Source organism: Thalassospira sp., from assembly GCF_040218635.1.
Lineage (GTDB): Bacteria > Pseudomonadota > Alphaproteobacteria > Rhodospirillales > Thalassospiraceae > Thalassospira.
The window spans coordinates 128,780-154,442 of record NZ_JAVJRB010000009.1 but is presented as its reverse complement, the minus strand read 5'-3'; the positions used below and the strand labels follow the sequence as shown (position 1 = coordinate 154,442).

At 55.0% G+C, this 25,663-nt stretch carries 1 protein-coding gene; it reads right to left on the bottom strand.

Going from position 1 to position 25,663, the window contains the following annotated elements; genetic code table 11:
- Positions 1-58: 58 nt before the first annotated feature.
- The gene (locus RIC05_RS08520; protein WP_350046733.1) at positions 59-25,510 is read right to left on the bottom strand and encodes a hypothetical protein; all 25,452 of its coding nucleotides are present in this window, start codon (positions 25,508-25,510) and stop codon (positions 59-61) included.
- Positions 25,511-25,663 lie beyond the last annotated feature (153 nt).

Below are 25,663 nucleotides of genomic sequence, written 5' to 3'. Positions count from 1 at the left end.
AAACGGGGTGGTCATGTGAACCACCCCGTTTTTGTTTCATCTGATTTTTAATCGGCTATCAGTTGCCGAACCCGAAATCATCGGCATCAAGATCATCAGGATCATGAACACCCATCAGGGTGACAGATGCATCATTGCCAAGTTCGATCACGACATTGCCGTCGGTATCAAGATGCATGTCGTTCTGGATCTGATTGAAGTTGTTATAGCTCCATTCCGACAGATCAATGATGTCTTCGCCCGGCGTGAAGTCGGTGATGATGTCATGACCATCAGCCTTGCCGATCTGGAATTCATCCCAGCCCGTACCACCGGTCAGGGTGTCATCACCGGCACTGCCATACAGATGATCATCCCCGGCACCACCAAGCAGCACGTCGTCACCGGCGTTGCTCCACAGCGTATCGTCGCCGTCACCACCATCAAGCGTGACATTGCCATAGCTTTCAACGTCGCTGGTCAGGTCGATGATGTCATCGCCAGCACCTGCCTCGATGACTTCAATGCCGCTGATGCGGACGTTGCTGTCGCCGTCGCTGACCGTGTCATACAGGAACAGGGCATCATCGCCACTGGTCATCTGCAGGGTGTCAACACCTTCACCACCGATAAAGACATCGTTCGACTGGTTCATGCCGCCAAGATTGACATACTCGCCGGTGCCATCATCGCCACCGTCGTCATGGCCCCAACCATTGCCATTATGGTTGTGATGACCCCAGCCATTGTCGTGGTTATGGCCATCTTCACTGGGTGATCCGTCATTCAGCGCGTACCAGCTATTGCCCCAGGTATCATCGGCATTGAATTGCAGAACGTCATCACCGGCACCGCCATTGAGAATATCCACACCATTACCGCCCGAAAGCGTATCGGCACCCGAACCACCCCAAAGCGTGTCATTGCCTTCACCGCCGTCAAGGACGTCATCACCGGCATTGCTCCAGATGATGTCATCACCCGTACCGCCATAGACCGTGACATCACCATAGGTCAGCGTATCACTGGTCAGATCGACAATGTCATCGCCGTTACCGGCATCAATGACTTCGACATTTGCAATGCGTGGGCTGGTGCCCGGATCGGTCATCGTATCATCAAGGAACAGCGCATCATTGCCGCTGGTCATGGCAAGCGTATCGGTGCCATCCCCGCCATCAATGATGTCTTCGGATCGGTTATACCCGGAAAGATTAATCTGCTCGTTGGTGCCATCCATATTCGGATCGCCAACGTTTTTCGCAGCGTAGCTTCCGCTCCAGGTCGCATCTTTCTGATATTCGATGGTGTCGTCACCGGCACCCGCATCAATCAGATCAGAACCTGTACCGCCATTAATCGTGTCGTTGCCATCGCCACCCCAGATGGTGTCATCCCCGGCGTCACCACCAAGAACGTCATTCCCACCAAGACCCGAGAGCAGGTTCGAACCATCATCCCCAAACAGGTAATCATTGAAGTTCGAGCCAATCAAATCTTCGATCGAGGACAATTTATCATTGCCATCACCACCAACGGCGGTACCCGTTTCAAGGCTGGCTGCGACCGCAGAAGACGAATTGGCATAGCTTGCCGCATCGCGACCTGCACCACCGACCAGACTGTCATGGCCAAGCCCGCCTTCAAGGGTGTCGTTTCCGGCATCGCCATACAGTTTGTCGTCGCCATTGCCACCAAGAAGGGTGTCATTGCCATCGCCGCCATACAGCTTGTCGTTATTTTCGCCGCCATCAAGGACGTCGTTACCGGCACCACCTTCAAGGGTGTCATCGCCCGTACCGCCTTCGATGCGATCATTGCCGGCTTCGCCATACAGCTTGTCCTGACCCTGACCGCCCATCAGCGTGTCATTGCCGTCACCGGCCCAAACGCGGTCATCACCTGAACCACCGTCAAGGGTGTCATCACCGGCACCACCTGTGATGCTGTCCTGACCGCTGCCGCCTTCAACAAGGTCATTGCCGTCATCGCCAGACAGCGTGTCATCGCCGTCACCGCCATAAAGACTGTCATTGCCTTCCATGCCTGACAGGGTGTCTTGACCATTCAAGCCATAAACCGTGTCATCACCGGCAAGGGCAGCAATCGTGTCATTGTTGCTGGTGCCATAAAGCAGATCGTCATACGGCGTCGGACCGGTTGACTGTTGCACACCGACAAACGTGTCGGAGCTGAGCTGGCTCATTGAAATGCCAACCAGCGTCAGTGTGCCCTGACCATTCAGGTCAATGACAGTATTTCCGTTTACTTCAGTCATCAGATCCTGAAGTTCGGCCCAGTCGTCAACGTCAAGCGACGCCAGGTTGATCTGATCTTCATTCGGGTTAAAGTCGGTGACGACCTTGTCACCGGAATTGTTCGAAACAAGGATCTGATCTTCGCCTGCACCGCCGGTATAGGTGTCATCACCTGCACCACCGTCAAGCGTATCATTGCCCATGCCACCCAGAAGGGTATCGGCACCATCGGTTCCGGTCAGGGTGTCGTTCCCGGCACCACCATCCATCAGGTCATTGCCAGCACCGCCCGACAGGACGTCATTGCCATCACCACCGCTCAGCGTGTCGTCACCGGCACCGCCCAGAAGGGTGTCATTGCCCGTACCACCATCAAGCGTGTCATTACCGGCATCACCCGACAGCAGATCATTGCCAGCACCGCCTGCGATGCTGTCATTGTCATCACCACCATAAATGACGTCGTCGCCGCCTTCACCATCAAGTGAATCGTTGCCCGCAGAACCGTAAATCGTGTCGGTTTCATCGCCGCCCTTAACGGTATCGTCGCCGTCCATTGCGTCGATGTAATCGTCACCGCCGCCGCCATCCATGACGTCATTGCCGCTGCCACCGATCAGGGTGTCATTACCGGCACCGCCAGAAATCACGTCGTGGCCTTCGTTACCATCAAGGCTATCGTCGCCGTCACCACCCGATATAACGTCATTGCCGGTGCCACCGGTTACGGTGTCATCGCCGTCGCCGCCCGAAAGGTTATCATCACCTTCCATGCCATTGATGGTGTCGTTACCGGCACCGCCATCGACAACGTCATTACCGGCCAGTGCGTCGATGTAATCGTCTTCGCTGGTGCCGATCAGGACATCATCGAACGGCGTTGCACCGCCATCATTTTCAATCCCGACAAACATGTCAGACGAAACATCGTTCAGACGCACACCAAGCAGCGTGACCGAACCGTTTTCGCCCAGATCAATAACCGTGTTGCCATTCACTTCTGACAGAAGCGGGGCCAGTTCCGACCATGTGCTGACATCAAGTGCATCAAGCGAAATCTGATCTTCGCTGGTGTTGAAATCGGTGACGACCTTGTCACCGATCAGGCTGCGGACCTGAATAAGGTCGGCACCCGAACCACCCGACAGGGTGTCATTACCCGAACCGCCATCAAGGGTATCGTTGCCTGCACCGCCAACCAGACGATCGGTACCGGCACCACCATCAAGAACGTCGTCGCCTTTTTCACCATTCAGATAGTCGTCACCATTGCCGCCAAGCAGCGTATCTTCGCCGTCACCGGTCCAGATGGTGTCATTGCCTTCACCGCCATCAACCGTATCGGTGCTGACATCGGCTTCGACATTGTCGAACGTATCGTTGCCATCGCCCAGATCGACTTCGTTGTTCTGGCTGTTGCCATAGACGTAATCGTCATGCGCCGAGGCAATTACTTTTTCGAAGTTGGCAAGAATGTCGCCAACAGCATCACCACCAAAGGCCCGACCTGCTTCGCCCGGTGTCTGGGCATGGGCGTCGGTTTCGCCAAGATAAATCTCGACACCTTCTGCCGATCCTTCATAGCTCAGCGTATCAATGCCATCACCGCCATCAAGATAGTCGCCACCGGAACCACCTTGAATGGTGTCATCACCGGCACCGCCCAGAATGGTGTTGTCACCCTCCGATCCGGTCAGAACGTCATTTCCGTCCGAACCAATGACATTTTCAATGCCACTGATCGTGTCAGATCCGGTTTCAGCCGAGCTTGCCGTACCAGCAGCCAGATCAACCGTTGCACCGTCTGCGGCACTCATATCAAGGGTATCTTCACCCTCGCCACCGGCCAGCGTATCATCGCCAGCAGCAGCAATCAGGCTGTCATTTCCGGCACCGGCATCCAAAACATCGTCGCCTGCACCATCATTTATGGTATCGGCACCATCGCCTGCGGCGATCGTGTTGGTCGCGTCACTGCCCGTGATGATGTCATCACCAGAAGATCCAATAACATTTTCAATGCTGCTAATTGTGTCAGATCCGGTTTCAGTCGAGCTTGCTGTACCAGCCGCCAGATCAACCGTCGCACCGTCTGCGGCACTCATATCAAGGGTATCTTCACCCTCGCCACCAACCAGCGTATCGTCGCCAGCAGCAGCAATCAGGCTGTCATTTCCGGCACCGGCATCCACAACATCGTTGCCTGCACCGTCATTGATGGTATCGGCACCATCGCCTGCGGCAATCGTGTTGGTCGCGTCACTGCCCGTGATGGTGTCACCCCCGGCAGAACCAATTACGTTTTCGATGTTGGTCAGGCTGTCATTTCCGGTTTCGGCCGAAGATGCGCTGCCGGCAGCAAGATCAATCGTCGCGCCATTGCTGGTCGAGGCATCAAAGGTATCTGCACCTTCGCCGCCATCAATCGCATCGTCACCGGCACTTGCGGTGATGGTGTCATCACCTGTGCCGCCGTCAACAACGTCGTTGCCTGCACCGTCATGGATAACGTCATTGCCCGCGCCACCAAGAACCGTGTCGTCGCCTTCATTGGTCCACAGCGTGTCGTTGCCGTCACCGCCATCAACGGTCACGTCGCCATAAGCATGTGTCTCGCTGGTCAGATCGACGACGTCATTACCGTCACCGGCATTGATGACTTCGACATCTTCAAGTCGGACATCATCAACAGCCGGGCTTTCGATCACCGCTTCATAGGAAATCGACTGAATATAGAAGTCGCTACTGTCGCTTCCGACTGAACCATCTTCATACGGCTCTGCCTTAAACGAGAGATAGCGGAAATCAATCGGCGCACCGGCTTCATCGGTTATTGAAATCGTGGCACTGCCGACACCGTTCGCATCATATGTGACCGTGTCTGCATCAAGCACACCGCTTCCAACCAGATTGCCTTCGTCGTCAAAGGCCTGCCAGGACGCGGTTTCGCCGCCATGTTCATTGCCATAGAAGGCCGACAACTGAACACTTGCGCTGCGGGCATCATTGCCAAGATCGACAACAATCGCTTCGCTGTTGCCAGACGGTGCATCGTGATTGATCTCGTTACCGGCAACCTGACCACCGCTATTGCCAACACCGGTGCCAAAGAAGCCAACCGTGTCATCAGCAGCAGACAGATCAAGCTTGCCGTTTTCATCAACAAGCGACGTTCCGAAATCATAGGCATAAAGATTTGCGTCCGACCACGAAGCTTCAACATCCGCAGCAGAACCATTGCCATTCAGACCAAGCGTTCTGGTCTCAAGCGTTGCATCTGTTTCGCCAAGTTTCGAACCGTCAAGAACAAGTGCGTCATCGCCACCGGTCAGGTTAAGGGTATCGCTACCCTCGCCACCGACGAAGGTATCGTCGCTGATATTTTTATCGCTGATATCGGCAACATCACCTGTGCCTGCAACACCCGGGCTGCCTTCGTGAACGGCTTGCGCGTCATTGTCGGCAACATCGTCGGCATCGAACTGGAATGTATCGTCACCGTCACCGCCATCAAGGGTGTCGTCGCCGTCACCACCTGAAAGGGTATCGTTGCCGTCGCCACCGGAAACCGTATCGTCGCCGGAACCGCCCATCAATGTGTCGTCACCGCCGTCACCGGCAATGGTATCGTCACCAGCAAGACCGTCGATGCTGTCATCACCGCCTGTGCCGCTTAGGGTGTCGTCTTCCGGCGTGCCAACATTGGTCACACCTTCGAACTGATCCGGGCCAAGCTGATCAAGGGTCACGCCAACCAGCATGATCGTCCCGCCTGCTGGCAGGTTGATCACGGTGTTGCCGTTGCCATCTTCTGACATCAGCTCCTTAAGATCGGTCCAGGCATCAATGCCCAGATCCGGAAGCGAAATCACATCTTCATCAACATTGAAGTCGGAAACGACGTCATCATCGGTGCCATCTTCAAAGATCAGCGTATCTGCACCAGAACCACCCGTGATGGTGTCATTACCGTCACCAGCAGCAATGGTGTCATCGCCTGCACCGGTATTGATAACGTTGTCACCGTCCGATCCGGTAACGGTGTCATCACCTTCGCCAGTGGTCAGGTTTTCAAAGCCCGAAATCGTATCATTGCCGGTTTCCGCACTGCTTGCCGTTCCAGCCGACAGATCAACAGTTGCACCGCTTGTGGCATCCGTCAGATCAAGTGTATCGGTGCCTGCATCCCCCGAAAGGACGTCATCACCGGCACCCGCCATGACCGTATCGTCGCCTTCACCACCGGCAACCGTGTCATTCCCGGCACCGCCATCAAGAACGTCATCCCCGGCATTGCCCGAAATGATGTTTGCACCATCCGAACCGGTAATCGTGTCTGCACCGGCACCACCGGCAACATTTTCGAACCCGGAAATTGTGTCATTCCCGGTTTCCGTGCTGCTTGCCGTACCGGCATCCAGATCAACCGTCGCACCACTAGTGGCTTCGCCAAGATCAAGCGTATCGGTTCCGTCACCACCGGCAAGGGTATCATCCCCTGCACCGGCCAGAACCGTATCGTCGCCTGCACCCGCATCAACGATATCGGAACCTTCGCCTGCATCGATAACGTCGCTGCCGTCACCGGCATTTAACGTATCGTCGCCGGCACCCCCATCAAGGGTGTCATTCCCGGCACCGCCTTCAAGAACGTCATTGCCGTCATTGCCGACAAGCGTGTCATTGCCCAGACCACCGGTCAGGGTGTTATCGCCATCCGAACCGGTCAGGGTATCGTTTGCACTCGACCCGATCAGGTTTTCGATGCTTGAAAGTTTGTCGGTTTCGCCATTGGCCAACTGTGCTGTACCGGCTGCCAGATCGGCATTTACCGCAGAAGCCGCGTTGCTGTAATCGGCCGTATCGGTACCATCGCCACCGCGCAGGGTGTCGTTGCCCGTACCACCGACCAGCGTGTCATCACCGGCACCGCCATCAAGAATGTTGGCTTTGTGATCGCCCGTGATCGTATCGTCATGATCCGAACCGGTAACGTTTTCGACCTGATAAATCGCATCATTGCCCGCACCACCGGTGGCGGTGTAATTGGCAAGATCGACATTCACGCCATCGGTTGCATCGTCATAAATAACGGTATCCGTGTCAGAACCACCAACGATGGTGTCGTCCCCGGCACCGCCACGAAGTTCATCTTTGCCCGTACCGCCAAGCAGGGTGTCATTGCCAACGCCGCCATCAATGACGTCGTCGCCATAACCGCCATCCAGGAAGTCATCCCCGGCACCGCCATGGATATTGTCATCGCCAAGTTCGCCATTGATGGTGTCGTCGCCTTCATTGCCCCACAGGGTATCGGCACCCGACCCACCATTGATGGTAACATCGCCATAAGCAATGGTATCGCTGGTCAGATCGACAACGTCATCGCCATCACCGGCATTGATAACTTCAACACCCTCAAGGCGGGCATTGTCACTTGGCTCGTTAACAATCGTCTCGAAGCTGATCGAACGGACAAAGAAGTCGCTGCTGTCTGAACCCGACGTGCCGTTCGCATAAGGTTCGCCTTCAAACGCGATATAGCGGAATTCAATCGGGTTGCCTGCCGTGTCGGTCACGGCAATGGTCGAGGTCCCGACACCACCACTGGTGTAATCAACCGTGCTGTCATCAAGGATGCCGGATGCAACAAGGTTGCCCTCGGCATCAAACGCCTGCCATGAGCCGACTTCACCACCGCCTTCACCGGCCATCAGGTTGGAAACCTGAACCGTGGCGGTCGTGGCATCTGCACCAAGGTCGACAACGATGGCTTCGCTCTGACCGGTCTGGCCGTCATGGTTAATCTGGCTTCCGGCAGGATTACCACCGTTATTGCCAATACCATTGCCGTCATAGCTGACACTATCGTCGGCAGCAGCAAGGTTCAGCTTGCCGTTTTCATCAACGAACGATGTTCCGAAGTCATAGGCATACAGATCGGCATCCGCCCAAGACGCTTGAACGTCCGCGGCACTTGCCGAATTCGTCAGACCAAGGGTCCGGGTTTCAATCGTTGGCGTGGTGGCTTCGCCATCGCCAAGTTTCGACCCATCAAGAATAAGCGCGTCGCTGCCGCCGGTCATATTGAGGGTGTCATTCCCCTCGCCGCCAACAAACGTATCGTCGGAAATGTTTTTCCCGCCGATATCAGCAAGATCACCCGTACCGTCAACATCCGGGCTTCCGGTATGTTCGGTGGTTTCACCGGTTCCTGCCGTGCCGTCAGCTTCGAAGTTCAGAACGTCGTTGCCCGCGCCGCCATCAAGGGTATCCGCACCGGCACCGCCGGTCAGTTTGTCACTACCGTCGCCGCCGCTGATGGCGTCGTCGCCTTCGCCACCGGTCAGGGTATCGTTACCAGCACCGCCGTCGATATCATCATTGCCCGAACCACCATCGACTGTGTCGTTGCCCGAATTGCCCAACAGCGTATCGTCACCGGCACCACCGGAAACAATGTCATCACCGGCAAGGGCATCAATGGTGTCATCGCCGTCCGTGCCTTCAAGATTATCATCGAACGGCGTTGCGCCATCGGTGATGTTGGTGAAGTCATCTGCACTGAGCGCATCAAGGCCAACACCGATCAATGTCACCGTGCCGCCTGCTGGCAGATTCAGGACCGCATCGCCATTGCTGTTTTCACTCAGCAGCGGCAGAAGATCGCTCCAGCTTTCAAGACCAAGGTCATCAATCGAAAGCTTGTCTTCGCCAATTGTGAAGTCGCTGACAACATCGTCATCGGTGCCATCGGCAAAGATAAAGGTATCCGCACCCGATCCACCGGCAACGGTATCGTCACCGGCACCACCGTCGATGGTGTCATTGCCTGCACCGGCGTTAATAACGTTATCGGCACTCGAACCGCTGATCTGGTCATCACCGGCACCGGTTTTGACATTTTCAAAGTTCGAAATCTGATCGTTTCCGGTTTCAGATGACGTTGCCGTCCCGGCATCAAGATCGACAACTGCATCGCCCGATACGCCTGATATATCAAGCGTATCCGTCCCGTCACCGCCATCCATGCTGTCATTGCCGGCAGCGGCCATAACCGTATCATCGCCCGCACCGGCCATAACGAGGTCACTACCGGCACCATCGGAAATCACGTCATTGCCGGCACCGCCGTCAATAACATCAATGCCATCGCCACCATCGATGGTGTCGGCACCGTCGCCGGTCGAAATCGTGTCATTGGCATTGCTGCCCGTTACGGTATCGTCGCCCGACCCCGTGATCAGGTTTTCAAAGCCTGACACCACGTCAGAACCGGTTTCGCTGCTGTTGGCTGTGCCATCTTGCAGATTGACCGCGATATCGGCCTGCGCACCAGACATATCAAGGGTATCGGTACCGGCACCACCCCTTAGGGTGTCATTGCCGGCATCGCCGACGACCGTATCATTTCCTGCACCGGCATCGACGATATCGTCACCGGCACCTGCATTGATATGATCATTGCCATCGCCACCGCTGATGCTGTCATTGCCTTCATTGGTCCAGACCGTGTCATCGCCCGCACCGGCATCAACCGATACATCGCCATAGGAATGAACCTGACTGGTCAGATCGACAACGTCATCACCGTCACCGGTATTGATGACTTCAACATCAACAATCGACGGGTTGGCCGCGCCATTTTCATGATCGCCATCAAGAATGATCGCATCACCGCCACTGGTACCCACCAGCGTATCGATGCCTGCGCCACCGTCATAAACGTCATCGCTGGTGCCAAGACCTTCAAGATCGGCAACGTCGCCCGTGCCATCAACGCCCGGGCTTCCCGCATGATCGGTGCTATCGCCGGCCTGACCGGTACCATCGGCACCAAATTCAAGAACGTCGTCACCCTCGCCACCCTCAAGCGTGTCAGCACCGCTGCCACCGCTTAGGGTATCGTTGCCACTGCCGCCCTGAACCGTGTCATCACCATCACCGCCGCCCAGCGTGTCGTTGCCGTCGCCGCCTGACATGGTGTCGTCACCGTCACCACCGTCAATGGTGTCATCGCCATCCGTACCGCCAAGGCTGTCATCGCCTTCGGTCGGGACATTTTCAATACCGGTAAAATCACCCGGGCCAAGGTCTTCGACCGACACACCGGCAAGCGTGACCGTGCCACCAGATGGCAGCGTAATAACCGCACCGTCCGGACCATCCGACAGCATGCCCTGCAATTCGGTCCAGCTGCTGACACCGCTATCTGGCAGGGAAATCTGATCTTCACCAACGGAGAAGTCGGTGACCAGATCGTCATCCGTGCCATCATCGAAGGTAAAGGTATCGGCACCCGTGCCACCCGTCAGGGTATCATCGCCCAGACCGGCATTGATCTGGTCATCACCGGCACCACCGGCAACCGTATCGTTGCCTTCACCGCCAAGCAGACTGTCATTGCCCGCACCGCCGTCAATCACGTCGTCACCGGCACCGCCATCGACCACGTCATCCCCGGCACCCGACGAAATTTCGTTCGCGCCGTCAGAACCGGAAATGGTGTCATCACCATCGCTGCCCGTGACATTTTCAAACCCGGAGATGCTGTCATTTCCGGTTTCAGTCGAGCTTGCCGTTCCGGCATCAAGATCAACAACCGAGCCGTCAGCACGGGCCATATCAAGGGTATCGGTTCCATCACCACCGGCAAGCGTATCATCACCTGCACCGGCCAGAACCGTATCATCGCCGGAACCGGCTGTTACCGTGTCATTGCCCGCACCACCGTCAAGGGTGTCATTGCCCGCACCACCGTCGATCTCGTTGACTGCGTCCGAACCGGTGATGATGTCATCCCCCGACGAACCGGTAACGTTTTCGATGTTGGAAATGATGTCAGAACCAAAGGCATCGGACTGTGCTGTGCCTGCGCCAAGATCAACATTGACGCCATCCGCATCGGACAGATCAAGCAGATCCGTGCCATCGCCACCATCAAGAGTGTCGTTGCCAAGGCTGCCTTCAATGGTGTCATTGCCAGAACCGGCATTTACAACGTCATTGCCCGCGCCATCATGGATGACATCATTGCCGTCACCGGCATTGATTTCGTCATTACCTGCACTGGTCCAGACTGTATCGTTACCGGTACCGGCATCAACCGTCACATCGCCATAGCTGTCGGTTGCACTGGTCAGATCGACAACGTCGTCGCCATCACCGGTATCGATTACTTCAATATCGCTGATCGACGGTGCGTTTGTGCCATCTTCATGGTCGTTATCAAGAATGATCGCGTCACTGCCCGACGTGCCCAGAAGGGTATCAATTCCTTCGCCGCCATCGAACTGATCGTCGCTCAGACCAAGACCTTCAAGATCGGCAACATCGCCCGTGCCATCAACACCCGGGCTACCGGCATGGTCGGTTTCATCGCCAGCCTGACCGGTACGATCGGCTTCGAACTGAAGCACGTCATCACCGGCACCACCCGACAGGGTATCAGTACCCGAACCGCCGCTTAGCGTGTCGTTGCCGTCACCACCATCGACCGTATCATCACCATCACCGCCGCCAACACTATCGTCACCGTCGCCACCATCGATCGAATCATTGCCTTCGCCGCCATCGACCGTATCGTTGCCGCTGCCACCATCAAGGCTGTCGTCACCGCCACCACCGTCAACGGTATCATCGCCATCACCGCCATCGACCGAGTCATCGCCGTCACCACCATCAAGCGTATCTTCGCCCGGGGTTCCAACATTTTCGATGCCGTCGAAATTGCTTGGCGTCAGATCATCAACGGCCACACCGGCAAGGGTGACTGTCCCGCCAGACGGCAGTGTAATAACCGCACCGTCCGGTCCATCAGACAGAAGCGGCTGCAAATCGGTCCAGGCCGAAATGCCCAGATCCGGCAAGGAAATAACATCCGAATTCAGATCAAAGTCGCTGACCAGATCGGCATCCGTACCGTCCTCAAAGACAAAGGTATCGGAACCTGCGCCACCCGAAAGCGTGTCATTGCCATCACCGGCCGCGATGGTGTCATCACCTTCGCCACCTGACAGAATGTCATCACCCGCACCGCCATCAAGGGTATCGTCGCCGGCACCGCCATCAATAATGTTGGCGTCATCCGAACCGGTGATGACATCGGCATCATCCGAGCCGGTCACATTTTCAAAACTGGCGATCGTGTCTGTGCCGGTATTGGTACCACTTGCCGTACCTGCTGCCAGATCGACAGTTACACCGCCAGTGGTGTCAGACAGATCAAGGGTATCAACACCCTCGCCGCCATCAAGATCGTCATTGCCGCCATCAAGGGTAACGGTGTCATTGCCTGCACCGGCATCAATGGTGTTATCGCCATCCGATCCGGTGATGTCATCATCACCATCGGTTGCAATTACATTCTCGAACCCGTTGATGCTGTCAGAACCGGTTGCATCGCTGCTGGCCGTGCCTGCGGCAAGATCAATGGTCGCGCCATCAGCACCCGACAGATCAAGGGTATCGTCGCCGTCACCACCGATCAGGATATCGTCGCCAGCACCGGCCATGATCGTGTCATTGCCAGAGCCGCCATCAATGGTATCGGAACCTTCGCCGCCATCAATGATGTCGTCATCCGCACCACCATCAATGACATCGGCACCCGCCCCGCCATTGATGTTGTCAGAACCTTCGCCACCCGAAATAACGTCATTGCCGTCATTCGACCAGATCGTGTCATCACCGGCACCGCCATCAATGGTGACATCGCCATAGGAATGAACGTTGCTGGTCAGATCGACGACGTCATTGCCGTCACCGGCATCGATGTTTTCGATATCCACGATGGCCGGGTTGGCCGAACCGTTTTCGTGATCACGGTCAAGAATGATGGCGTCATCGCCGTCACCGGCAACCAATGTGTCATTGCCGTCACCGCCAACAAAGCTGTCATCAGACAGGTTCTTGCCGGAAATATCGGCAACGTCGCCCGTACCATTGGTGGTCGGGCTGCCTACGTGATCCGTTGTTTCGCCGTCGGCGCCAACGCGATCACTTTCAAAGGAGAGAACGTCATCACCGGCACCGCCATCAACAAGGTCGGCACCTTCGCCACCCGCCAGGGTGTCGTTACCTTCACCGCCGACAAGCGTATCGTCACCAGCACCGCCGGCAAGAACGTTATCCCCGGTCGAACCGATCAGGGTGTCATTACCAGAACCACCGGTCGCACCTTCGATCCCGTTCAGGGTATCGGTGCCATCGGTTGCAACGCCTGTGCCGTTTTGAAGATCAACGACCACACCGTCGGTTTGCTCGGAATAATCAACAATGTCGTTCCCGGCACCACCGGTCAGGGTGTCGTCACCGGCACCGCCCGAAAGCGTGTCATCGCCGGCACCGCCATCAATGACGTTGTTTGCATCGTCACCGGCAATCGTGTCGTCATGGTCTGAGCCGATAACAGTTTCAAAACCGTCAATCGTATCGTTACCCGCACCACCGGTTGCCGTACCGGCACCAAGATCGACATTCACGCCTTCTTCGGCGTCCTCATAAGACAGAACGTCGTCGCCTTCGCCACCGATCAGGGTGTCGTCGCCGCCATTACCAAAGACCGTATCATTGCCAACACCACCATCAAGAATGTTGGCGTTTTCATCCCCGATCAGAACATCGTCACCGGAACCACCGGTAACGTTTTCAATGCTTTCAAGGGTGTCATTTCCGGCTTCACCGGTTGCCGTACCAGCACCAAGATCAACAGTGACGCCTTCGGTCGTATCATCGTAATCAGCTGTATCGCTGCCGTCGCCGCCGCGCAACGTATCGTCGCCTGCGCCACCGATCAGCGTGTCATTGCCTTCATCGCCGTAAATGTCGTCATTTCCGGCCTGGCCATCGATGATATCATCGCTTTCAAGGGCGTGAATTTCATCGCTGATCTGGCTGCCGGTGATGTTGTCTTCGAATTCGGTGCCAAGGATCACTTCATAGCCATAGAAGTTTTCCGGACCAAGATCATCAACCGAAACACCTTCAAGCGTGATGCTTTCGCCGTCGGCAAGCGTAATGACCGCATTGCCGTTTTCGTCATCGGCCATCTGATCGCGCAAGGTGGCATAATCTTCTATGCCATAGGCCGACAGGTCAATCGTGTCTTCTGTGACATCAAAATCGGTCGCAGTGTCATGACCGCCGCCCGGCTTAAGGACAATCATGTCTTCGCCGTCACCCGTGATGATTACGTCATCACCGGCACCGCCAAACAAGGTGTCGTTGCCCGATCCGCCATCAAGGGTGTTGACCCCGTCACTGCCAACCAAGGTATCGGCATAGTCCGAACCGATCACACGTTCAAAGTTACGAACAATGTCATCGCCTGCTGCACCAGTGGCATACTCTTTAACAAGATCAACCGTTACACCGCCATCGGCATTGGAATAGTCGACGGTATCGACATCCTGATCGTCGTCGTCTTCGCCGCCATCAAGAATGTCATCGCCAGCATCGCCGTAAACCCAGTCATTACCCGTGCCTGCATCGACGATATCATCGCCATCGCCACCGGTTATAGTGTCATTGCCAGCTTCACCCAGAATGATATCGCTATCACCACCACCATCAATGATGTCATCACCAGCGCCACCACTGATTTCATCAACACCGGCACCGGCATCAATTACGTCATTGCCTGCACCACCATCAATCGCATCTCCACCGGCACCCGATGAAATGGTGTTCGCATTGGCGTCACCTTGGATTTCGTCGTTGTAATCAGAACCGACCACATTTTCGATGCTGGTGAACGTATCGGAACCCTGACCGGTTGCTGTTCCTGCCGCAAGATCAACGTCAACGCGCTCGGTCGCGGTACTGTAATCAACAGTATCCGAACCTTCACCACCATCCAGAACATCATTACCTGTTCCGCCGACAAGGGTGTCATCCCCGTCAAGGCCAAACAGCGTGTTGTCTTGATCATTGCCAATCAGCGTATCGTCATGAATCGTACCGATAAGGTTTTCAACGCCATCGATAATGTCATCGCCGTCGCCACCGGTGACAGTACCGTTCTCAAGATCTGCGGTAATACCGGCACTTTCGGATGAATAATCCGCAGTATCGATGCCATCCCCGCCAGACAGAATGTCCGACCCGGCACCCCCGACCAGTGTGTCGTCGCCAGCATCGCCCGAAAGCGTATCATCGCCAGCACCACCGATCAGATGATCATCGCCGTCGCCACCCGAAATCGTATCATCGCCACCAAGGCCATCGATGATTTCATCATTGCTGCCACCAACGATTTCATCATTGCCTTCGGTACCTGCCCTATAATCAAATCCTGCAAAGTTTTCTGTGCTTACGTCGGATGGGGATACACCCTGAAGCGTGATCGTCTCGCCGCTTTCAAACGTGATGGTCATATCACCGTTGGCATCGGTTCCGAACATGTCTTCAAGCGCACCGTAGCCCGCAATAGGGAATGCTGTCAGGTCAAGGACATCCGTCGCAACATCAAAGTCGGTAATCGTGTCATTGCCATCACCCGGTTTAAAGGTAACCAAGTCGGCACCGCTGCCAAGTGTAAGCGTATCGTCGCCTGCACCTGCATTAAACGTATCGTCGCCTGCGCCACCGACGAATGTATCGTTCTGAACGCCACCGGTGAAGGTATCGTCGAAGTTTGTCCCTTCGATTACCTCTACCTCGTCAAGGGTGTCAGTGCCACTTCCTGCACCAATGACCGTGCCATTGCTGGTATCAACCGTAATGCCAGATTCCTCGTCAGCATAGCTGACGGTATCGTTCCCATCGCCACCGCTTATAAGGTCATCGCCCTGACTTGACAGGATCGTGTCGTTACCCGCACCACCGTCAACCGTATCGTCGCCAGCACCTGAGAAAATGACGTCGTTACCTGAACCGCCGTCAATCAGATCATTGCCATTGCCGGACGAAATCACGTCATTACCGCCACCGCCAAGTACGGTGTCATCACCTTCACCAGTATCAATGGTATCGTTGCCCGAACCACCGTCTACGACATCATTACCATCACCTGTATTGATGGTGTCGTTGCCAGCACCGCCATCAACAACATCGTCGCCCTCGCCCGAAACAATGGTGTCATTGCCAACACCACCATTGACCGTGTCATTCCCGATTCCCGACAGGATGGTGTCATCGCCTGCACCACCATCAATCAGATCATCTCCACTGCCTGACGAAATAACATCTATGCCATTGCCAGCGAATATCGTGTCAGCACCTTCACCGGTATCAATAGTGTCATCACCTTCACCGGCATCGACAAAATCGTCACCGTCTCCAGAGTTGATGCTGTCATCCCCGGCACCGGCCCGAATTGTGTCATTACCAGTGCCACCGCTGACGATATCATCGCCCTCGCCAGCATTGAGAATGTCATCACCAGCACCACCGGACAGAATGTCATTCCCGGCACCACCTTCAATGCTGTTGTCAGCATCGTTGCCAATGATCGTATCGGCAAAATCGGTACCAGTTACATTTTCAAAGCCCGAGATAGTATCATTGCCATCAGCACCGGTTGCGGTTCCGGCTTCAAGATCAACGGTCTGGCCACCGGCGGCATTGGAATAATCAAGGGTGTCTGTACCATCGCCGCCCGAAAGTGTGTCATTGCCAACACCACCGAAGATCAGGTCATCGCCTGCACGACCATCGATGATGTCGTCGCCCGCGCCACCACTTAGGGTGTTTGAATCTGCTGAACCTGAAATACTGTCATTGGCGTCAGATCCGACAACATCTTCGATGTTACTGATCAGATCCGTCCCATCGGCTTTTTCGGCACTACCGGCTTCAAGATCGATATCAACACCAGTGTCACTGTCGCTGTAATCCAAAACGTCTTTGCCAGCACCACCATCAATGACATCGTCGCCTGCACTGACATTTATAGTGTCATCGCCATCCCCACTGAGAATGGTATTATCAGCATCCGAACCAGTAATCACGTCATCATGGGCAGAGCCAACGACATTCTCGACATTCAGAACCGTATCACCGGTTGTCGAATCGGTTTGTCCGGTAGCCAGATCAATTTCAACGCCGCGTTGTGCATTCGTATAGCTCACGGTGTCAATACCGTCGCCACCGTCAATTAGATCTCTGCCAGTACCACCATCAAGCGTATCATTTCCTGCACCACCAAGAAGGGTATCGTCACCACCATTCCCCGAAAGAGTATCGTCGCCATCTTCGCCGGAAAGAACATTATTGGTCGTATTACCATCGATAACGTCGTCATGATCGGAACCGGTCAGGTTTTCAATATTTTCAAGTTGGTCCGTGCCAAGGCCAGTTACGGTTCCTGCTTGAAGGTCTGCGGTGATGCTGCCTGTAGCATTACTATAATCGACAGTGTCAGAGCCACTTCCGCCCAACAACACGTCGTCGCCATCAGTTGCGATCAGGCGGTCATTGCCTGCTCCGCCATTTATGGTGTTATCACCGCTATCACCTTCAAGGGTGTCAGCATGGGTCGACCCAAAAATGTTTTCAACGCTTGAAAGCGTATCATCGCCCGCAGCACCACTTGCAGTCTGATCTTCAAGATTAACCGTCACGCCACCCGTAGCGTTGGCATAGCTCGCGGTATCGCTGCCTGCACCGCCTGCAAGGGTGTCATCGCCATCCAGACCTTCAAGCACGTCATCGCCATCGCCGCCATCAAGCAGGTTGTTCTCATCCGATCCGGTCAGTCGATCATTTCCTGCGCCGGCAACGATATTTTCAATATTGCGTAGGATGTCATTGCCGTTATTAGACGTAGACGTACCTTCATTCAGGTTGACGTCAACATCATCGGTCTCGTCGCTGTAATCTGCGGTATCAACGCCGTCCCCACCGTCAAGGTCGTCATCGCCTTCCCCACCGATAAGCGTATCATCACCGTCGCCGCCCAAGATGCTGTCATCGTCGTCCAGACCATAGATCGTGTCATTGCCGTCCAGACCAGAAATCACATCCTGACCATCGGTGCCGTAAATCGTATCATCGCCGGCGGTGCCAACAATGTCGCGAATGCCGATAAAGTTATCTGCCGTGATGTCCTCAATACTGACACCCTCAAGCACCATTGACGTGCCTTCGCCAAAATCGATGACCAGATCACCGCTTTCGTTTTCAGACATCAGTTCATAGAGTGCGCCATAGGTATCAACGGACAAACCGGTAATGTCGATTTGATCAAATTCTGTATCAAAGTCGGTTACCGTGTCGGTTCCATCATCAGGACCGATAATGTAAACATCCGCACCGGTACCACCGCTCAGAGTGTCGTCACCAGCCCCGCCGACAATGATATCGTCACCGCCGCCTGCCTTAATGATGTTATCGCCATCATCACCGGTAATGGTATCAGCCTGATTCGAACCAATAACATTTTCAACACCACTGATACTGTCGGTTCCGCCTTCATTTGTGGCCGTACCTTCAGACAGATCAATCGTCGTCGCGCCGGAATTCTCATAGCTAACGGTATCGCTACCTTCGCCACCTTCAATGGTGTCATTGCCAGCACCGCCGACCAGCAAGTCATCGCCAGCGCCACCATCAAGAATGTCGTCCCCCAAACCACCGGTCAGCGTGTTATTTGAACTGTCGCCAATCAAGCTATCGTCGAAATCCGAACCAGTAACATTTTCAATGGTTTCAAGCGTATCGTTGCCTGCTCCGCCTGTTGCGCTACCTGCACCAAGATCAACTGCAACCCCGCCATCGGCGTCACTATAATCAGCCGTATCAGCACCATCGCCACCAACCAGCGCATCATCACCTTCACCACCAGAAAGGGTATCGTCGCCAGTACCGCCAAGAATGGCATCATCGCCAGCGCCACCAGAAATCGTATCGTTTCCGCCATTCCCGCGCAGAGTATTGGCGCCATCATCGCCCGCAATGATGTCTTTCTGGCTGGAACCGTTTACGTTTTCGATATCAACAAGGGTGTCTTCACGATTTGCACCGCCAAAGCCCGCTTCAAGGTTGACCTCAACGCTGCTGCCTGTGCTGTAATCAACAGTGTCTTGGCCCTCACCACCGTCAATCAAGTCTTGGCCTGTTCCACCATTAATGGTGTCGTCGCCGCTATTGCCATAAATTGTATCAGCGCCCGCACCACCATTAATGGTATCGTTCCCGCCAAGACCATCAATGATTTCTTCAAACGAAGTTCCCTGAAGAACATCATCGCCTTCGGTTGCGCCCAAACTGTCAATATCGACGAAGTTCGATGCACTCAATTCGTCAGGTGACACCCCGACCAGAGTCATTGAACCGGTATTTGTCGTGATGACCGCATTGCCATCATCATCAGTTGCAATCAACTTCTTCAGTGCTTCCCAATTCGGAACCCCAAAGCTGCTGACATCAACCTTATCTTCGGCGACGTCAAAGTCCGTAACCTGGACGTTGTCCGAGACATTGGTCATGACAAAGGTGTCGGCACCTTCACCACCAGTTATAACATCATTACCGGCGCCAGAATAAATCGTGTCGTCGCCCGCACCGCCGTCAATCGTGTTGTCTTCGCTGGACCCGACAAGCTCATCATCATGGTCCGAACCAACGAGATTCTCGATACCAGTGATGCTATCATTACCATCTGCACCAGAAGCCGTTCCGCTGCCCAAATTGACAGACACGCCGCCTGATGCATCGGCGTAGCTTACGGTATCCGTGCCAGCACCGCCCTGGATGGTGTCGTCGCCTATTCCGCCAACAAGGGTGTCATTCCCGGCACCACCGTCAAGAAGGTCATCGCCCGCACCACCGTCAAGAACATCATTGCCACCACCACCACGAATGGTGTTCGCGGCATCGTCACCGGTGATGCCATCGGCATGGGCAGATCCGGTTACATTCTCAAAGTTTGAAATTGTGTCGGTGTCTTCGCCTGATGTTGCTTGCCCTGTTGTAAGGTCAACATCAATGCCAGTCGCATTGCCTTGATAGCTCAGCGTATCATTGCCATCGCCACCATCAAGATTGTCGTTGCCAGCACCACCATTGATCGTGTCATTACCAGTGCCGCCGGTAATTGTGTCCGCACCAGCATCACCGGAAAGAACATCATTTCCAGATCCACCATCAATTGTGTCATTGCCGTCGCCACCGGTAACAGTGTCATCTCCGCCTTTGGCGTTAATAACATCACTGCGGTTGGTTCCAACCAAAGTGTCTTTTTGTTCGGTACCATCAAGGGACCGGATGCCCGCAAAGTTTGCATAAGTCAGGCTGTTGGGATCGACCCCTTCAAGGGTGATCACGGCATCGCCGACAACAATCGTCGCATTGCCAGCAGCATCTTCACCAATGAAATCAACAACGTCAGAAAACAGCTCAAGCCCGTCAATGCCTTGAATATCAAGAATATCTTTTGTCGGATCGAAATCGGTAATGATGTCATTGCCGCTATCGGCTGCGACAACAAAGGTATCTGAACCCGCACCACCGGTCAGGGTGTCGTCACCGCCACGACCGTCGATCGTGTCATTGCCGGCACCACCGTCAAAGACGTCATCTCCGCTGCTGCCCAACAGAGTATCCGCAGCAGCCGATCCTTCGATCTCTTCAAATCCGGAAATCTGGTCTACAAAGCCGCTTCCCGTAACCGTACCTGCCTCAAGGTCGACAGACACACCAGATGCAAGTGTGCTATTCGATCCAGCACTGTAGCTAAGCGTGTCATTCCCATCACCGCCAATCAGAGTGTCACTGCCACTGCTACCATAAACAGTGTCATCGCCCGCACCGGTATCAATGATGTTATCCGCACTGCTGCCATAAACAACATCATCGCCACTGCCGGAGACAACGTTCTCAATGCCGGAAAGCGTGTCATTGCCTTCGCCAGAAGCACTCCCCCCGACAAGGTCAACGCTAACTCCACTATCTACGCCTGAATAATCGACCGTATCACTACCATCGCCACCAATAAGGATGTCATCGCCACCACCACCGGAAAGCGTATCGTCACCCGCCAAACCGGAAAGGACGTTATTGCCATCATCGCCTGTGATGACATCGTCATTGCCAGTGCCCGCGACGTTCTCAAAGTTCGAAATCTGAGTGGTTCCAGAATCGGTCGTCGCTGTTCCAGTTGCAAGATTAACGTTCAGCCCAGTTTCGTTGCCAAAACCAATCGTGTCGCTGCCTTCGCCACCGTCAATCGTGTCGTTTCCGCCGCCACCAAGGACAATATCGTCACCCTCACCGGTCGAGATGATGTTATCGCCTGAGCTGCCATAAACCGTGTCATTTCCAGAGCCGGTGATGACATTTTCGATACCCGAAATGCTGTCATTCTCACCTGTAACGGTGTCGCGCGCCGAACCTCCCGAAAGCCGTACATCCTGCGCACCTTCACGCGCACTCAGATCAAGCGTATCATTGCCTTCGCCACCGATGATGACGTCGTTGCCGTCTTCACCAATGAACAGGTCGTCGCCAGCACCGCCGTCAAGCGTATCGTCTCCACCCCGTCCAACAATGGTGTCATTCCCGGCACCGCCCTTAAGGACGTTTACGCCACCATCGCCAGAAATCTCATCGTCATAGTTCGAACCAATAACGTTCTCGAAGCGATCAAGAACATCATTGCCGTCTGCACCGATCGCAGTCCCTGCTTCAAGGTCAACCTGAACACTGCCCGGAGCCGCCGAATAATCAACGGTATCAACACCCTCCTGACCGCGAAGGGTATCATTGCCCGCACCGCCAGAAACCGTATCGTCGCCATAGCCACCCGAAACAACGTCATCGCCGTCGCCGCCGCCAAGGGAATCGTTCCCGCCATAGCCATAGATGGCATCGTCTCCGCCCGTGCCGCCCTGAACGTCGTCATCTTCGGTTTCAAAGATACGACCAAAACCACGGAAGTCATCCGCGACCAAGCTGTCGCTGCTGACCCCTTCAAGGGTAAGAACACCCTGCTCGCCAAAATCGATAACGGTATTGCCGTTCCCATCGTCTGACATCATCGATTGAAGTGTTGCGAAATCGGCAATACCGACTTTCGCCAGATCGATAATATCGTCCGATCCGCTGAAATCGGTAATGGTGTCGCTGCCGAAATTCTCGGTCAGTTCAAAGTCATCTTTTCCTGCGCCACCGGTAAGCGTGTCATCACCCGCACCACCGGTCAGGGTGTCAACACCAGCGCCACCTTCAAGAACGTTATTGCCGTCATCGCCCGTGATATGATCGTCGTAGTCGGTACCAACAACGTTTTCGACCATCTGGAGCACATCATTGCCCGCACCACCGGTCGCCGTTTCATTACCAAGATCCACCGTAACAGCACTGGTCGCATCGCTATAGCTGACGGTATCAACGCCGCTGCCGCCCTGCATGTGATCGTCGCCGGCACCGCCGCGCATGAAATCATTGCCCGAACCACCGGCCATGACGTCATTGCCTGCACCACCAACCAGAACGTCATCGCCCTGACCACCCTGGATCATGTCGTCGCCATCACCGCCATCTAGGCTGTCATTGCCGTCGCCACCTTGCAGAATGTCATTGCCTGCTTCGCCGCGCAGAACATCATCGCCCGCAGCACCTTGCAGAAGGTCATTACCAGCATTGCCTTCAAGCGTATCGTCGCCACCATTGCCCTGCAGCGTGTCGTTACCAGAACCGCCACCAAGGAAATCAGCGTCTTCGGTCCCCTGAACCAAATCAGCTCCGCCGGTCGGGGTGTTGTCATAGTCCGCAGTGGTGCCGTCTTCGGGGTCGGTTACATCCGTTTCGGTTTCGCCTGTGGTTTCATCACCAGAAGCTTCATCACCGCTCGCGTCTTCACCAGTGGCATCTTCGCCGCCGGTTTCGTCGTCACCAGCTTCATCACCAGCAGTTTCCTCGTCGCCAGTTTCACCTGCGCCAAGTTCTGATGTTTCGGTTTCGCCGTCGCTTTCAGAACCTTCTTCACCGGTGGTCTCGTCGCCATCGGCCTCACCTTCGGTTTCCGTGTCGGTTTCATCTGAACCAAGCGTATCGTCGCCATCCGATCCATCTGTTTCATCAGAACCGGTTTCGGTTTCGGCTCCGGCCTGAGCACCGGCCGTGGTGTTGTCTGTGCCAGTATCTTCCGAGCTTTCTGATTCTTCGCCTGAAGACGTTTCTTCCTCGTCGTCACCTTCGGCTGTTCCGGCGTCACCATCGCTGGTTTCATCACCAGATTCAGCACCGGACGTTTCGTCATCCGTTGCGCCTTCACCGGTGGTTTCATCGTCGCCTGCTTCGTCTACCGGGTCGGCTTCGCCGTCGGTTTCCGTATCGGTTTCATCTGAACCAAGGGTATCTTCGCCGTCCGATCCATCGGTGGCGTCGGAACCGGCATCACCACCGGTTTCTTCGTTCGAACCGGTTTCTTCAGTCTCGGCTTCACCCGTTTCGGAATCGCCTGACTCAGTCTCGCCGGTTTCGCCGTCTGTTGCGGTATCACCGCCATCAGACTCACCGCTATCCGTTTCGCCATCCGATCCGCCGCCGGCCTCAGCTTCATCACCGCTTTCAGATGTTTCGTCCGTGCCAAGCGTGTCGTCACCGCCAGAACCCGAAGCATCGTCAGAACCGCTATCACCCGTGGCTTCTTCATCCCCTGAAGACGTTTCTTCTGAGCCACTATCCGTTCCGTCCGCGCCATCCGTATCGGAAGAATCGCCGGCATCGCTGCCCGATCCATCACCGGTTTCGGCTGGGGTTTCGGAATCATTATCTGTTTCGGCGCCGGAATCCGTGCTGCCTTCGGTCTCTGTTTCGGTATCCGAACCAGATCCGGTTTCGCTATCGGACTCGCCCTCGTCCGAGGAAGTCTCATCCTGTGTCTCGGAACCGTCTGATGAACCGGTTTCGGCGTCATCACCTTCTGAACTGTCACCTGAACTATCGGTCGTATCTGTCTCGTCGGAGCCGTCAGATGTATCGCCTTCGCCTGAACCGGTATCTTCGGTTCCGGTTTCACCGGAATCCGTTTCACCGCTATCGGTTTCACCTGATTCAGAATCGCCTGGCGCAGTCTCGCCGGTTTCGCCATCCGTGGCGGTATCGTCACCACCGGACTCGCCGCTGTCGGTTTCACCAGAATCCGTCTCACCGGAGTCTGTTTCACCGGAATCCGTTACATCATCGCCGCTGGAGCCATTGGTCGCATCGTCACCGGAATCGCCACCGGTAGAACCCGTTTCGCCATCGCCAGCATCACTTTGGGATGCGCTATCATCGTCGTCAGCGATTGCTTTACCAGCACCGCTATCAAGATCGACATGAACACCCTGTTCTGCATCATTGTAATCAAGGGTATTTTCGCCCGAACCGCCATCAATGACGTCCGAACCTGTACTTGATTCAAACGTGTCATCGCCGGCACCACCCGAAAGGGTGTTGTTGCCCGCATCGCCGCGCAGCACATCATTACCTGATGTGCCCTGAATGTTTTCAATGCCGCTAAACGAAACACGGTTGGCGCCAAGCGCATCACTCGCCGAACCCTGACCAATATCGGCACGCATGCCATTGGCTGCACCGTCAAGCGACAGAGTATCTTCGCCGTCGCCACCATCAACACTGTCAACGCCGCCGCCAGAGGAAATAACATCATCGCCGTTCGAGCCGGCAATCGTGTCATCACCTTCCGTACCGTCAATGACATTGGCCTCTTCGCCCGAGGCTGCTGCGTCACCGCCGGCATTGCTGCCGCCATCTGTGGAGACGGCAACTTCGGTAAGCTGCGGGGCATCAACGATTGTCACATTGGCCAGATCGGCCTTGCTCACACCCTGGAAAACCAGAACATCGCCCGTGGCAAATGTCACAATGACATTGCCCGCACCATCATCAGATGCCAGCGTCATCAGGTCTTCGGCGCTCTCAACACCAAGATCGCTGAGTGCCAGTTTGTCTTCTTCAACGTTGAAATCAGTAATCGTGGTTTTTCCAAAACCACTTTCAAGCACAAAGGTATCGCGCCCTTCGCCACCGGTAACAACATCCTCGCCTTCGCCCGACTCGAGGATATCGTCGCCTTCGCCACCGATCAGAGTATTGTTGGAGCCATCACCAACCAGAATATCGTCATAGGCAGAGCCGATGACGTTCTGAACATTGGTGAAAATCTGGTTTGCCGACGATGGGGAATTGCCATCATTCTGTGAACCAGCTCCAGAATCAGAATTAGCCGCAGCAGAATCACCTTCTGCGCGGCTATCTAAAACCTGATCTATATCGGTGTCGGTAATACCAACACCATCGTCTTGATTGGCGGGCGAAGCCACGGCACGTACTCCCTACTTGGGAATTATGATTACCTGAACTGTGTCGCTACAACCGGCACAGAGTCGATTTATACAGTAGTATAGATTACTCTATCCCTGCCATCAACCACAGATAGGCCGATTACAGCGTTAGTTTAGTTTTTTTTCATGTTT